Below are 13,528 nucleotides of genomic sequence, written 5' to 3'. Positions count from 1 at the left end.
CATTGCCTCCGAGCCCCGTTACCCCCCGTAGCAAAGCCCGAGACAGGCTCTGCCCGAACGGATGCTAGGACTATTGAAGAGGCTCCGAGAGACGAAACTGAAATGCCGCCTAGCCTCGGTCTAGACCTTTTACCAGACCGAGGTGGGGCGTGTCACCCCCAGCAGGGGGACTGTGTGACCGGCCCGAACCGGGTTTTTGGGGGGGGTATCGGGGGATTTTCACCAAGCCTTCGTGGTCGATGCGGGGATGGCTGCGGACAAGGACATTGCACTGCCTCGATCAGTCGATCAACCGGATGACACGGTTGCCGGAGCCGAGGTAGTCGATGAGCGGGATGTCGCCGTCGACGGGCAGGGCATCGTCGTTGAAGAAGACGACCTTGAGCTGCTTGATGTCCTGCCCCTGGATCACGACGCCGTTGTTGTTGGTGCCCGTGTGGGAGCCCTTGGTCGCGCTTGTCGTCGCGGTCTCGTCGGTGAGGAACGCCGCCCGGAAGTCGATGATCGAGTAGGTCTGCGAGCCACCGCTGCCGGGCTGGATCTTGAGCACCGGCACGTAGAAGAACCGGGGCGATCTGAGGATCGCGGGGTCCAGCTTGACGCCGGCGGTGTAGCTCGCCTTGGCGATGTCGTAGATCGAGGTGCTGGTGTCGGTGAAGTAACAGCTCAGCACGTCGTCGTTGATGCTGTAGCCGACGCTGTTGAGGTTGATGTTGCGGTTGCTGTTGCTGCCGTTGGGCGAGCAGCCGGTGCGGGTGTTCTGGGTGGTCAGCACCCCTGCGTAGGCGGCGCCCCCGCCCTGCACCAGGCCCTTGGTGGCGAACTGTGCGGACAGGCCGGTGTCGGTGTCGACGCAGTTCGTTCCGGCGCGCAGCGTGGTCGTCGAGACCACCGCGCCGTCCAGGCCGTCGGTGCACAAGCCCGTCGAGGTCGAGTTCTGCACCGCCCACTGATGCACCTCGGCGGTCATCGGCGGCTGGAGGCCGTTGGCGATGTTGGCCGGGATCTCCTCGGACGAGGTGACGTCCGTGCGAGGGAACTTCAAGGTGCCGAAGTTGCCGGCACTGGGGCCCGATGCGCATTCCAGAACGGTGTCGCCCACCCGGATCGGCAGAGCCTCCGAGGCCTTGGACCACTTGCCGGTCGCGTCCGGGTCGTCGAACACGCGGATCCACCAGATCGCCGGCGTCTGGGCCACGGCTGCCGGGATGGTCACTGTGACCGTCTGGTTCTGGTTGCCCGGGTCGTAGCCGGTGTCCGGAGGGACCGGGTTCAGCGGCGTCTTGGTGGCGTCACCGTCCAGCCAGAAGACCTTGGTCTTCTGCACCTTCAACGGGTCGCTGTCGTCGCCGCGGAAGAACCCGATGTAGCGGGTCTTCGCGAACTTGCCGGCCGTGAACGTGAACGTGTAGTTGGTCGAGTTCAGCGGCACGTTGGCGCTGACGGTGCCGGAGGCATCCTTGATGACACCGCTCGCCGCCGCGAGGTTGGTGTTGTTGGTGTCGGCGTTGTAGGCCAAGGTCGGGACGACGGGAGTGGAGACGTTGTTGGCGGGGTCGGCCAGGGTCTGCAGACCGTAGTCGCAGCCCTGCACGGCGTACATCGGCATCACGCGCTTGCCGGCCGTGAACACGTTGACCAGGGCGTCTGCCTGGACGTGTCCGCTGCTGACGCCCAGCAGGTTGGCGAAGCCGTAGTCGATCTTGTTCCTTGGCGCGAACACCTGCACGCCCTTGACCGTCGAGGCGTAGTTGGTGCCGCAGCTCGGGCCACCGGTGCCGCAGTAGCGGATCTCGCCGTTGGCCAGCTGGCCGTCGGTGAGCATCGTGGCGGTGATGCAGGTCTTGGTCGTCCAGCACGTGCTGGTGTCGTCTTGGGGCTGGTTGTTGTTCATCGCCGTGACGACCGCGTTGACCATGTCGGTGGTGATCGTCATCGACGACTTGGCGGTGGTGGTCTGCTTGCGAGCAGCGGCGAGTGCCCCGTAGTCGGCCTGGGTCTGGTTGTCGGTGCGCCGGGCGAAGGCATTGCCGAGGTCGACCGACAGCGCAGCGATGCCGAACAGCACGACGACCATGAAAGCCGTGATGATCGCGGTCGCGCCGCGCTCGCTGCGAGGACGCACGCGGAGGCGCAGGCGGCGCCCACCGAGCCTCAACATGTGCCGCTCGAGGTGGTGTCTTCGATCATGGTCTTGACGGTCCGCGTGATCGTGCCGCCGTTGGGCATCGGCAAGAACCCGATCAGGTCTCCGTTGGCGGTCACCGTGACGGTCAGCTGCGTGGTGCCGATGACCGCTGTGGAGTTGGACGTCGGGGACTTGGACAGTGTGGTCTGGCTCGGCTTCGAGGCGACCTCGGCCTTGGCGAAGTTGAGCGCCTCGTTGCTCCCCCAGCAGTCCCCGACCGAGAGCCTGCGCGCGACGTGTGTCGCCGCACCACCGGTGGTCTGCGCGACGTAGAAGTACCACCCGTACTGGACGACGCCCAACAACAGCGGGATGAGGATGGTGCCGACGATCAGCCCGAACTCCAGGGCGGATGCTCCGGACTCCGTCCGGCGTGGCCGAGACCTACTCAAGAACGTGCTCACAGGGGGGTCCTCCGAGGTCGGCGACCCTCGGGGGGGGTCGCGCACCACCGATGCTGCCGGTAGGGAAGGCAACAGGTGGGTAATTCGCCGAAGGCACATCATCGGTCTAGACGGACCGCATAGTCCTTTGTGACTAGTGGGCCTGGCCCGTTCGGACCACGCCCGATGGTCACTGCCGGGTCACTCCTTGGGCAGGTCGATCTCGGAGGGACTGAGCTCCTCGACGTTGACGTCCTTGAAGGTGAGCACCTTGACGTTCTTGGCGAACCGCGCCGGGCGGTACATGTCCCAGACCCAGGCATCGGTCATCGACACCTCGAAGAACACATCACCCGACTCGGTGCGTGCCTTCACGTCGACCTGGTTGCACAGGTAGAAGCGGCGGTCGGTCTCCACGACGTACTTGAAGATGCCGACGACGTCGCGGTACTCGCGGTAGAGCGTCAGCTCCATCTCCGTCTCGTACTTCTCGAGATCCTCGGCGCTCATGCTGACTCCCCGCATTCGGCTCTGACTGATGTCCCAGGGTCTGACCCGACGTTAGTGCTCTCGACAAGGTCCGCCACCGTCGGGTCGAGGGGCGGCTCGAGCCCGGCCGCCCGGCGCACGTTGACGAACCGCATCCGATGGACCGGCGACGGCCCGTGCTCGGTCAGTGCCGCAGCATGCGTGTCAGTGATGTAGCCCTTGTGGGTCTTGAAGTCGTACGCCGGCCACTGGTCGTGCAGCTGGCACATGATGCGGTCTCGCGTCACCTTCGCCAGCACGGAGCCGGCGGCGATGCACGCAGCCACCCGGTCGCCCTTCCAGACCGCCAGGCCGGGCACCCCCAGCCCGTCGACGGGGAACCCGTCGGTCAGCACGTAGTCGGCCGGCACGTCGAGCAGCGCGATCGCGCGGCGCAGGGCCTCGACGTTGGCGACATGCATGCCGAGCCGGTCGCACTCCTCGGATTCCACGACCACCACCGACCACGAGACCGCGCGCTTGAGGATCTGGTCGTAGCAGCGCTCACGCGCCTTCTCGGTGAGCAGCTTGGAGTCGGCCAGCCCCGGGATCCGGCCACCCTGGGTGTCGGACAGGATCGCCGCACCGGCGACCAGCGGGCCGGCGCAGGCTCCGCGGCCGGCCTCGTCGGCCCCCGCGATGCGGACCAGACCGGCGCGCCGCAGGGCCCGCTCGTAGCCGTAGAGGCCGGCGTCGCTGCGGACCGTGGCGCCCCGAGGCAGGCTGCTCACGGCGCGCCCGCCGAGCTCGGCGACCGATCGGGCACGTCGTCGAAGCTGTGGGGCCGATGGACCCACGTGAAGTGGTCGCGTGGCCACAGCAGCACGAAGACCTTGCCGACCACCAGGTCGGTCGAGACGAACTCGTCGCCGTGGGTGCAGTCGGTGCCCTGGCAGATGTGCCAGGAGGAGTCGGCCGAATGGGCGCGGTTGTCGCCCATCACGAAGATGTGCCCGGCAGGCACCGGGCCGGCCTGCCAGTTGCAGCGGGTGATCATCGGCCCGTAGCAGGCTTGGCCGTCGGTGACGGCGTAGCCCTTCTCGTCGATCGCGACACCGTTGACCTCGATCCGGCCCTGGTTGTCACAACACGTGATGGTGTCGCCCGCGACGCCGATCACCCGCTTGACCAGGTGACCGCCCGAGGGATACAGGCCGACCTTCTCCATCAGCTTGGCGACCGTGTTGGTCGGACCGGCCGAGTCCTGCGGCGGCAGCCATCCACCCGGGTCCTTGAACACCACGACATCGCCGCGCCGGGGCGTGCCGCCGAACCAGTAGGAGACCTTCTGCACCAGGATCCGGTCGTTGCGGACCAGACCCGGCTCCATCGACTCCGACGGGATGTAGAACGCCTGGACCAGGACCGCCTTGATCAGCACGGCCAGGCCGAGTGCGACCACCATCAGCAGGATCGTCTCCTGCCACAGCGGCAGGTGTCGGCGCTGCAGGGCCTGCTCGCGATGCGGGCGTCCGCGGAGGGCAGAAGGCTCCGGCGTCGACCCCCCGACCTCACGCTCAGCGGCGTCCCCGGTGCGATCGGTGGTCACCAGCAGAGCCTAACCAGCGGTCATCCGCGGCTGGGGACGTCGTCGAAGCTGTCGGGGCGATGGATCCAGGTGAAGTGCTGGCGCGGCCACAGGAGGACGAACACCTTGCCGACGACCAGGTCGACCGGCACGAACTCCTCGCCCGGAGTGCACGTGGGCGAGTCGTCATCGCAGATGTGGGCAGAGGAGTCGGCCGAGTGATTGCGGTTGTCGCCCATCACGAAGATGTGCCCCTCGGGCACCGGGCCGACCTCCCAGTTGCAGTTGCGCAGCGGGCCGAAGCAGTCGGCACCGCCCTTGCGGGCGTAGCCCTTCTCGTTGATGGAGACGCCGTTGACGATGATGCGACCCTTGGCGTCGCAGCACTTGACGGTGTCGCCGGCAACGCCGACGACTCGCTTGACCAGGTGACCGCCCGAGGGATAGAGCCCGATCTTGGCCATCACCTTGGTGATGGCGTTGGGCGGACCGACCGACTCGGCGCCGCCCAGCCAGCCACCGGGGTCCTTGAACACCACGATGTCGCCGCGCTGGGGCGTGCCGCCGAACCAGTAGGAGACCTTCTGCACCAGGATCCGGTCGTTGCGGACCAGACCCGGCTCCATCGACTCCGACGGGATGTAGAACGCCTGGACCAGGAGCGCCTTGATCAAGATGGCCAAGCCGAGAGCGACCACCAGCAGCAGGGCCGTCTCCTGCCACAGCGGAAGCTGCTTCTTGGGCTTGTTCGCCTCGAGCTCGACCGAACCGTCGGGGTGCTCGCTGGTCACCGGGTGAGCCTAGTCAGGGGGTGGTAGTCCGAGATGCCTGGTCGACCGACTCAGGCCTCGCGCCGCTCCTTGATCTTGGCGGCCTTGCCCCGCAGGTTGCGCAGGTAGTAGAGCTTCGCGCGGCGGACGTCACCACGGGTGACGATCTCGACGGTCTCGAAGATCGGCGAGTGGAGCGGGAAGGTGCGCTCGACACCCACGCCGAAGGAGACCTTGCGGACGGTGAAAGTGCGACCGACACCGGAGCCGTGCACGCGGATCACCACGCCCTGGAAGATCTGGACGCGGGAGCGGCTGCCCTCGACGACCTTGACGTGCACCTTGACGGTGTCACCGGCACGGAAGGCCGGCAGGTCATCGCGCTTGAGGGCGTTGCCGAGCTCGGCAACGGCGGCGAAGTTCCCGGGCGACAGTTTCTGGGGGCTCATGGTCTCTCCTCACGGTTGCCACAGGTCAGCCGCGGATCGATGCGTGTGCAGTTGGTTGCGGTCCCAGTTGAGGTGCTCGTGGCCGGCGGCGTCAGCGCCCCCTGTGGCAGGTGCCCGACGCAGGTCCTCCGGACCTTTCTCCGGGGCGACCCTTCGGCCGACTGGGCCGACGCACAAGTCTGCCAGAGATCAGCCCGGTGACCGAATCCGTCGCTTCGCCATCGAGACGACGCCCGTGGAGGGGCTTCCGGTGACGCGGTACCCGGCCGACCTGTAGAGCCGCTGGTTGCGCTTGCTGCCCCTCCCGGTGAACAACGCGTACGACGTGACCTCGGGCGGCGCGTCCCCCTCGATCCGCGCGAGAAGCGATCGCCCCAACCCACGCCCTCGCAGGTCAGGCGCCACCATCAGCCGGCCGATGTGCCACACCTCGCCGTCTTGCACGGCGCGCACGGCGCCGACGAGACGGTCCTCCGCACGAGCCACCAGGACCGACCCCTCGCCGAGCCAGGCCTGGACGTCGGCCAGGGTCTCGTCCAGGGCGGGTATCGGCACGCCGGGGTTGTCGTGAGCCTCGGTGACCCAGCACGCCAGCTGCAAGGTGAGCAGCTCCCCCGCATCGGCGGGCACGGCGCGCCGCACCACGAACGAGTCGAGCACTGCCGACGGACGCAACAGGTCGGGACGCCGCTCGGCCGTGCGCCGAAGAGCCCGCTCGTGGCGCCACCGGGCGATCGCGCCGTGGTCACCGCTGAGCAGGACCGGCGGGACCTGGTGACCGCGCCACAGCGCTGGCTTGGTGTAGACCGGCGCCTCCAGCAGCCCGTCCTCGTGGGACTCCTCGACCAACGACCCCGGGTTGCCCATGAACCCCGGCAGGAGGCGGGCCACGGCCTCGCAGATCGCGAGCGAGGCCACCTCACCTCCGTTGAGCACGTAGTCGCCCACGGACAGCTCGAGGACCTCGAACCGGGCCGACGCCTCATCGATGACCCGCTGGTCGATCCCTTCGTACCTCCCGCACGCGAACACCAGGTGCTGGCGGGTCGCCAGGTTCCGCGCCACAGCCTGGGTGAACCGCTCCCCCGCCGGGGTCGGCACCACGAGCGTCGCGCCCCCGGGCCCGATCGGCACGCTGTCGAGTGCCTCGCCCCATGGCTCGGGCTTCATCACCATGCCGGCGCCACCGCCATAGGGGGTGTCGTCCACCGTGCGGTGCCGGTCGTGGGTCCAGTCGCGCAGGTCGTGGACGTGCACGTCGAGCAGTCCGGACTCGCGTGCCTTGCCGGCCAGCGAGAGCTCCAGCGCGTCGAAGTACGCGGGGAAGATCGAGAACAGGTCGAGCCGCACCTCAGTCCTCCTCGAACCGGGCCACGAGTCCCGGTCGGTCGGCGACCACGAGGCGTCCTGCGCGTACGTCGACCTCGGGCACGAGCGCCGAGACGAACGGCACGAGGGTCTCGCGCCCGTCGGTGGCCCGGATCTCGAGCAGGTCCTGGGCGCCGTGGGCCACGCCGGTCACCTCGCCGATCGGCTGCCCGTCGAGGTCGACCACGGCGAGCCCGACCAACTGGTGGTCGTAGAACTCCTCGGGATCCTCGGGCTCCCGGTCGGCGGGCACGTCGACCACGAGCAGGGTGTTGCGTGCGGCCTCCGCCGCGGTGCGGTCGCCCAGCTCGGCGAACCTGACCAGCAGCGTGGTCCCGTGCCACCGCACGGCCTGCAGCTCGAGCGAGGTCAGGCCGCTCGCCGAGCCTCGTGGCGGCTGGGCGCTCAGGGTGGCCCCGACGACGAAGTGGCGCTCGGGCTCGTCGGTGCGCACCTCGACCGTCACCTCACCGCGCACGCCGTGGGGCTTGCCGATGCGCCCGACGACCACCTCGACCGTGCTGCTCACGAGGGGAGTCTAGGAACGGCCCCAGGACAGACGACCGGGCGCCACCCGTCTGGGTGGCGCCCGGTCGTCGTCAAGGTCTCAGGTCAAGGTCTCAGGTCAAGCTCTCAGGTCAAGCTCTCAGGTCAAGCTCTCAGGTCAAGCTCTCAGCGGCCGCCGTCGACGTCCACGAAGTTGACGCGCGCCCCGCCGCGGCCGGCGAGGGCGTTGATCACCGTGCGGAACGCGGTGGCGGTGCGGCCGTTGCGGCCGATCACCTTGCCGAGGTCATCGGGGTGCACACGCACCTCGAGCACCGAGCCCCGACGCTGCTGACGGTCGCGGACCGTGACGTCGTCGGGGTTGTCGACCACGCCGCGGACGAGGTGCTCGAGCGCCTCGGCGAGCATCGCGCTCAGGACCCGGCCTCCTCGTCGTCGGTCTCCGCCGACTCGGCAGCCTCGGCCGCGCCCTCGGGGGTCTCGTCGGCCGGCACAGGAGCCGCGGCCTCGTCGGCGGGCGCCTGCTCGGGCGCGTCCTCGGCCACAGCCTCAGCGGCGGGCGCCTCGGTCGGAGCCTCGGCAGCCGGGGTCTCCTCGGCGGCCGGAGCCTCCTCGACCTTCTTCTCGGCACGCTTGCGGGCGGTGGTCGCGCCAGCCTTGGGCTCGCTCGCGGCGTCCTTGAGGGCCTCGTTGAAGATCTCGAGCTTGTCGCGCTTGGGCTCCTTGACCTTCAAGGTGCCCTCGGTGCCCGGCAGGCCCTTGAACTTCTGCCAGTCGCCGGTGATCTTGAGCAGCTGCTCGACGGCCTCGGTGGGCTGCGCGCCCACACCGAGCCAGTACTGGGCCCGGTCGGTGACCACGTCGATGTAGGACGGGTGCTCCTTGGGGTGGTACTTGCCGATCTCCTCGATCACCTTGCCGTCGCGCTTCTTGCGGGCGTCAACGACGACGATGCGGTACTGCGGCACCCGGATCTTGCCCAGGCGCTTCAAACGGATCTTGACGGCCACGTCTGTGGTGTCTCCTCGGAAGTTGTCGTGGTGAGGACTCCGCGGCCAGGTGGGGAACCGGGTGAGAGTCCTCGGGGCGCCGTGTGCGGGTAGTGGTTAGAGGGTCCAGCCCGTCACGGAACTCAGCGCGTCATTCTGCCAGAGGGCCGGAAGGCGGCTAAATCGGCGCGTGAAGGCGCTACCTTCCCGGCATGGCGCACCAGGACGCGGCCCCCGAGGTCCCCCCGGGGCAGCCTTCCGCGCAGCCACCGCCCGGCTGGCCGTACGGCGACCCGGAACCGCAGCCCGCTCGCGGCGCCAGCAGCCACGCAACCTCCTCCGCGCCACATCCCGAAGCAACGCAGCGCCGGGTCTCGCGCAAGGCCTGGTACCTCATCGGCACCGGCCTGATCGCCCTCGGCTTCGTGCTGATGTTGGTGCTGATCGGGGTGGCCGTCACCTCGGGTCTGCGGGTGTTCTCCGGGGCCATCGACGTCGCCGTACCCGGCAGCAGCCAGGTCGACCTACCGCCCGGCGAGGAGAAGATGGTCTGGGCCCGGCCGGGAGACAGCCGGTCCTGCACGACGACCGACACCTCGGGGCGCGACCTGCCGCTGGAGCCCAGCGGGTCGGTGACCGTGAGCATCAACGACGACGAGTGGGTGGGCGTAGGCACCTTCTCGACCGGCAACGGCCACGTGATCCTCGACTGCGACGGCCCACCGGGTGCCATCCGCGTGGCCAACGTCTTCAACACCTGGGGACTGGTCGGCTCGATCCTCGGCGCGGTGCTGGCGCCGTTCGTGTTCGGGGCTGCCGGGGCGGCGGTCCTGGCCGTGACCGGCGTGCGTCACTACCGCTCCCGCTGAGCCTTCCTCGAAGGTCGCGACGAGTGACCACGGGCCACTGCGCGGGCTACGTCTCGGGAGTGAAGAGCATCCGCACCTCATAGATGCCGTCGTCGAGCTCGCGCCGCAGGTCGTACCCCTCGCCGCGGCGGAAGACCTTCATCATGGCCAGGTTCTCCATGAGCACGTCGGCGGTGAAGCCACGCACACCGTGGGCGCGGGCGTACTCGGCTGTTCTCGCGTGCAGGGTCGTGGCCAGACCGGTGCCCTGCCAGCTCGGCTCGACCATGTAGGCGACCTCGGCGAGCCCGTCGCGCGGGTCGAGGTGGTAGCTGCTGGTCGCCACGATCTGCTCGTGCTCGGCCTCCCCCACCACGGCGGCGAACGCCATGTCGTCGTGGTAGTCGACGTTGCACAGGTGGTCGGCCGCGCTGTCGGTCAGCGACCGCAGCTTCTGGAAGAAGCGGGTCTGCACGTCCTTCTCGGGCAGCCGGTGGAACAGCTCCTGCAGCGCTCCGCGATCGACGGCGCGCGTCGGTCGCAGCAGCACGCGCCGCCCGTCGCGCAGGGCGATCTCCCGCTCCTCGTCGACGGGGTAGGCCGAGGTGCTGCGCAGCTCCTGACCCGGCGCGACGATGCCCTGCTCCCTCGCAGCCGTCAGGAGCCACTCGCGATCATCGGGGTGGGCGATCCCGATCAGGGCCAGGGCGCGCTCGGCGAGGGTCTTGCCGAACAGGTATGCCGTGCCGTACTCGGTGACCACCCAACGGACCAGTGCCCGCGCGAGCGCCACGGGCTCGTCGGGCCTCAGCACGACACGGAGCGCGCAGTCACCCGCCGGCGTGCGCGAGGCCATGCAGATGACGGGGGTTCCGCGGTGCGCCTTGAGGGCGCCGCGGTGGAAGTCGGGCCCCGTCGACAGTCCGCCGTACAGCTGCCCGTCGAGCCGCTCGGTGCAGACCTGGCCAGACAGGTCCATCGTGAACGCCTGGGTGACCGAGACCATGCGTTCGTGCTGGGCGATCACGTCCGGGTCGGACACCTGTTCGATGCTCAGCAGGGAGTACCTCTCGTCGGCATCGAGGGCGTCGTAGAGACGACGCGTGCCCATCGCCCAGCTGCCGACCACTGCGCCGGTGACCACGCCCTGCTCGACGAGGTCGACGACGGCGTCGGTCAGCACCTCGGAGTGGACCGAGAGGTCACGTCGGTTGCCCAGGTGCCGGACCATCCGGTCGGGGACGCGGCCGAGCCCGACCTGGATCGTGGACCGGTCATCGATCAGGCGCGCGACGTAGCGGGCGATCTGCTCGGCGACCCCCTCGACCGGCGGGTGGACGTACTCGGTCACGGGTGTGTCCACCGGCACGAAGTGGTCGATGCGGTCGAGGGGGATGCGGCTGTCGCCGCGCGTGCGCGGCATCGCCGGGTTGATCTCGGCGATCACCGTTCGCGCAGCCAGCACGGCTGCCCGGGTGATGTCCACGGAGACGCCCAGGCTGCACGTGTCGTCGCTGTCCGGTGGCGCCACCTGGACGAGGGCGACGTCGAGAGGGAGGTGACCGTCGGTGAACATCGCGGGTACGTCGGGCAGCGAGACCGGGACGTACTCGACGGCGTCGCGGGGCCGGAGGTCGCGCACGTCGCTGCCGACGTAGAAGACCCGGTGCCGGTACGACGTCGTGGGCGGTCCCTCGTCGGACCACAGACCGACGCGGTCGGTGAGGCCGTGCACGAAGGTGACGCCGGCGGGCGGCTCCGCCAGTTCCTCCAAGGCGCGCATGAGCGCGCGTGGCGTGGCGCAGGCCGATCCCACGAAGACCCGCTGGCCCGGACGGATGAGAGCGGCCGCCTGGGCGGGCGTCAGCGTGGTGGGGTCGGCCATCAGCCGACCACGTTGCCGCGCAGCACGACACGGGCCGGGGTGAACAGCACCGACAGGTCCTCGCGCGGGTCGCGGTCGTAGACGACCAGGTCGGCGGGTGCACCTTCGTCGAGAGCGGCGTTCCAGCCCAGCCATTCGCGAGCCCGCCACGAGGCTGCCCCCAGGGCGTAGTCGGCAGGCATCCCGAGCTCGGCCATCGCGACCACCTCTCCGGCCAGGTTGCCGTGACGGCTGACGCCGCCACCGTCGGACCCGGCGTACATCGGCACTCCGGCGTCGTGGGCAGCCATCAGCGTGGCCCGGCGCCGCTCGTAGAGGTCGCTCATCGTCGCGGAGTAGGCCGGGAACCGCTCGGCGCCCGCCTCGGCGTACTCGGGGAACTTGTCGAGCTGCATGACGGTCGGGACCAGCGCGGTGCCGCGAGATGCCATCGTCTCGATCAGGCCGGCGTCGAGACCGGTGCCGTGCTCGATGCAGTCGATGCCGGCCTCGATCAGGCCTGGCAGGACTGCCGCTCCGAAGCAGTGCGCCGTGACGCGGGCCCCCTGGGCCTGGGCCGCCGCGATCGCGGCAGCGAACGCCTCGGGCGGGAACGACGGCGCCAGGTCGCCCTCCTCACGAGAGATCCAGTCGCCCACGAGCTTGACCCAGCCGTCGCCCGCGCGAGCCTCGCGGACCGCGGCGGCCACGAGGTCGACGGGCTCGACCTCGTCGGCGTAGTTGCGGATGTAGCGTTTCGTGCGGGCCAGGTGACGTCCGCACCTGATCAGCCTCGGTAGGTCGTCACGCTGCTGGACCCAGCGGGTGTCGGCCGGTGACCCGGCATCGCGGATCAGCAACGCCCCCGCATCGCGGTCCTGGAGGGCCTGGGCCTCGGACTCCTCGTCGCTGACGGGTCCGTGGTCGTCGAGCCCGATGTGGCAGTGCGCGTCGACCAGCCCCGGCACCACCCAGCCTTCGGCGACCGTCTCGGCCCCGGCCTGCGGCTCGAGGGTCACGTGCCCGTCGACGAGGTAGAGATCGCGCACCTCGCCGTCGGGGAGCACCGGTCCTCGGACACGCAGGGTCGACGCCATGTTTCCGAACGTATCGCCTCGCCGACGTGGCGGGCCCGGATAGCCTCGGACTGTGACCGGCTTGCGCGACCTCGTCTTGGTGAGGCACCGCCGCAACCTCATCCTGCTCGCCCGCTTCGGCGCCGTCGGGCTGTCCGGGGTGATCGTCAACATGATCGCCCTGATCGTCGCCTACAAGCTCGGCCCCGGACACGACACCCCCGTCGTCGGCCTGCCGCTCAGCGACTTCAACGTGCGCTGGTACCACGTCTACTCGACCCTGGCCTTCCTGGTCGCCAACCTCTGGAACTTCCAGCTCAACCGCACCTGGGCCTTCCAGTCCTCACGGCACGCCGGCTGGTGGAAGGAGTACTGGCCCTTCCTCGCCGTGGGACTGCTCGGCCAGGCCGTCGGCCTGCTGCTGCTGACCGCCCTGATGCACCCGCAGTCCCCCGTCGCCCTGCCGACCTCGGTCTTCGACGACTCCTCGGGCTTGCGCACCCGGCTCTACTGGGCGCAGCTGATCGTGATCGGCATGGTCATGCCGCTCTCGTTCGTGCTCAACAAGGTCTGGACCTTCAACGCGGTGCGCGCTCTGCACCGCGAGGAGCGCGAGGAGCGGGCCGAGCAATTCAGCCGACTCGCTGGTTGAGGAAGGCGCGCTAGCTTTCACGGCGCGAGTCAACCCTGAGTTTGGGCGTGCGGGAGCGGCCCCGCCGAGTAGCTGGGCTGTGATCGCGACGAGAGGTGCTCGTCTTTGGAAGGTGGGCCGCCCGGGGTCCGGCAGGCTGATCAGGCGCCGTGCTGCGGCAGGCTTTCGTGTGCGCCGTGAGGGCGGCCCAGCGCGGGCGGGCGGCAAGCTAGGTTGCGCCGTCGAGCGGCATAGCTAACGTGGCCGTCACCGTCCGCGGCTGAGCCTTCCTCGAAGATGCGCCTGTTCGTCGAAGGGTTGTTGGGTCACGAGCATGCGGTAGATCAGGCGGCAAGCGTTGCGGGCGAGCGCGACCCGGGCCTGGATCGGAGCCATTCC

The 13,528-nt window shown here is 69.2% G+C and carries 15 protein-coding genes; 2 read left to right on the top strand and 13 right to left on the bottom strand.

Annotation, left to right across the window (positions count from 1 at the left end; all coding sequences use genetic code 11):
• Positions 1 to 280 precede the first annotated feature (280 nt).
• The 11 genes from ISU10_RS19585 to rpsP form a co-directional block, all read right to left on the bottom strand.
• The gene (locus tag ISU10_RS19585; protein ID WP_194698128.1) at positions 281 to 2,125 is read right to left on the bottom strand and encodes a TadE/TadG family type IV pilus assembly protein; all 1,845 of its coding nucleotides are present in this window, start codon (positions 2,123 to 2,125) and stop codon (positions 281 to 283) included.
• 29 nt (positions 2,126 to 2,154) lie between these two features.
• Positions 2,155 to 2,592 (bottom strand): TadE/TadG family type IV pilus assembly protein, encoded by a 438-nt coding sequence (locus tag ISU10_RS19580; RefSeq protein ID WP_194698127.1) that lies wholly within the window; start codon positions 2,590 to 2,592, stop codon positions 2,155 to 2,157.
• 180 nt (positions 2,593 to 2,772) lie between these two features.
• Entirely contained in the window at positions 2,773 to 3,081 is a 309-nt protein-coding gene (locus ISU10_RS19575) for a DUF2469 domain-containing protein (RefSeq protein WP_194698126.1), read from the bottom strand.
• Positions 3,078 to 3,830 (bottom strand): ribonuclease HII, encoded by a 753-nt coding sequence (locus ISU10_RS19570; protein WP_194698125.1) that lies wholly within the window; start codon positions 3,828 to 3,830, stop codon positions 3,078 to 3,080. The genes ISU10_RS19575 and ISU10_RS19570 overlap by 4 nt, the downstream gene beginning before the upstream one ends.
• Positions 3,827 to 4,648 carry a signal peptidase I gene (gene lepB / locus ISU10_RS19565; RefSeq protein ID WP_370865736.1) on the bottom strand — a complete coding sequence of 274 codons (822 nt, stop codon included), beginning with the start codon at positions 4,646 to 4,648 and terminating at the stop codon, positions 3,827 to 3,829. Before lepB (ISU10_RS19565) ends, ISU10_RS19570 begins: the two co-directional genes overlap by 4 nt.
• A gap of 20 nt (positions 4,649 to 4,668) precedes the next feature.
• Positions 4,669 to 5,418: a signal peptidase I gene (gene lepB / locus ISU10_RS19560; protein ID WP_194698124.1), complete on the bottom strand. Its 750-nt coding sequence runs from the start codon at positions 5,416 to 5,418 to the stop codon at positions 4,669 to 4,671.
• Positions 5,419 to 5,468: 50 nt separating this feature from the next.
• On the bottom strand, positions 5,469 to 5,846 hold the full coding sequence (gene rplS, locus ISU10_RS19555) for a 50S ribosomal protein L19 (RefSeq protein ID WP_194698123.1): 378 nt from the start codon (positions 5,844 to 5,846) through the stop codon (positions 5,469 to 5,471).
• 189 nt (positions 5,847 to 6,035) lie between these two features.
• Complete coding sequence (gene trmD, locus ISU10_RS19550; protein WP_194698122.1) at positions 6,036 to 7,196, bottom strand: tRNA (guanosine(37)-N1)-methyltransferase TrmD; 1,161 nt, start codon at positions 7,194 to 7,196, stop codon at positions 6,036 to 6,038.
• A gap of 1 nt (position 7,197) precedes the next feature.
• A complete protein-coding gene (gene rimM, locus ISU10_RS19545) occupies positions 7,198 to 7,743 on the bottom strand; it encodes a ribosome maturation factor RimM (protein WP_194698121.1) in 546 nt (181 codons plus the stop codon).
• Positions 7,744 to 7,886: 143 nt separating this feature from the next.
• Positions 7,887 to 8,129, bottom strand: a complete 243-nt coding sequence (locus ISU10_RS19540) for an RNA-binding protein (protein ID WP_194698120.1) — start codon at positions 8,127 to 8,129, stop codon at positions 7,887 to 7,889.
• Between the two features lie 5 nt (positions 8,130 to 8,134).
• A complete protein-coding gene (gene rpsP / locus ISU10_RS19535; RefSeq protein ID WP_194698119.1) occupies positions 8,135 to 8,731 on the bottom strand; it encodes a 30S ribosomal protein S16 in 597 nt (198 codons plus the stop codon).
• Between the two features lie 191 nt (positions 8,732 to 8,922).
• On the opposite strand from rpsP, the gene ISU10_RS19530 reads away from it, so the two are divergent.
• Positions 8,923 to 9,579, top strand: coding sequence for a hypothetical protein (locus ISU10_RS19530; protein ID WP_194698118.1), 657 nt, complete (start codon positions 8,923 to 8,925; stop codon positions 9,577 to 9,579).
• A gap of 46 nt (positions 9,580 to 9,625) precedes the next feature.
• Here the strand turns inward: ISU10_RS19530 and ISU10_RS19525 are convergent, their stop codons facing one another.
• The gene (locus ISU10_RS19525) at positions 9,626 to 11,443 is read right to left on the bottom strand and encodes a GNAT family N-acetyltransferase (RefSeq protein WP_194698117.1); all 1,818 of its coding nucleotides are present in this window, start codon (positions 11,441 to 11,443) and stop codon (positions 9,626 to 9,628) included.
• On the bottom strand, positions 11,443 to 12,519 hold the full coding sequence (locus ISU10_RS19520) for an amidohydrolase family protein (protein WP_194698116.1): 1,077 nt from the start codon (positions 12,517 to 12,519) through the stop codon (positions 11,443 to 11,445). The genes ISU10_RS19525 and ISU10_RS19520 overlap by 1 nt, the downstream gene beginning before the upstream one ends.
• Positions 12,520 to 12,571: 52 nt before the next feature.
• Here ISU10_RS19520 and ISU10_RS19515 point away from each other — a divergent pair, with 52 nt between their 5' ends.
• Positions 12,572 to 13,150 carry a GtrA family protein gene (locus tag ISU10_RS19515; protein ID WP_194698115.1) on the top strand — a complete coding sequence of 193 codons (579 nt, stop codon included), beginning with the start codon at positions 12,572 to 12,574 and terminating at the stop codon, positions 13,148 to 13,150.
• Positions 13,151 to 13,528 lie beyond the last annotated feature (378 nt).

Origin of the sequence: Nocardioides agariphilus (assembly GCF_015352445.1) — a bacterium.
GTDB classification, from domain to species: domain Bacteria; phylum Actinomycetota; class Actinomycetes; order Propionibacteriales; family Nocardioidaceae; genus Nocardioides; species Nocardioides agariphilus.
The sequence above is the reverse complement of the archived record's forward strand: the minus strand, read 5'-3'. Positions and strand labels throughout refer to the sequence as shown.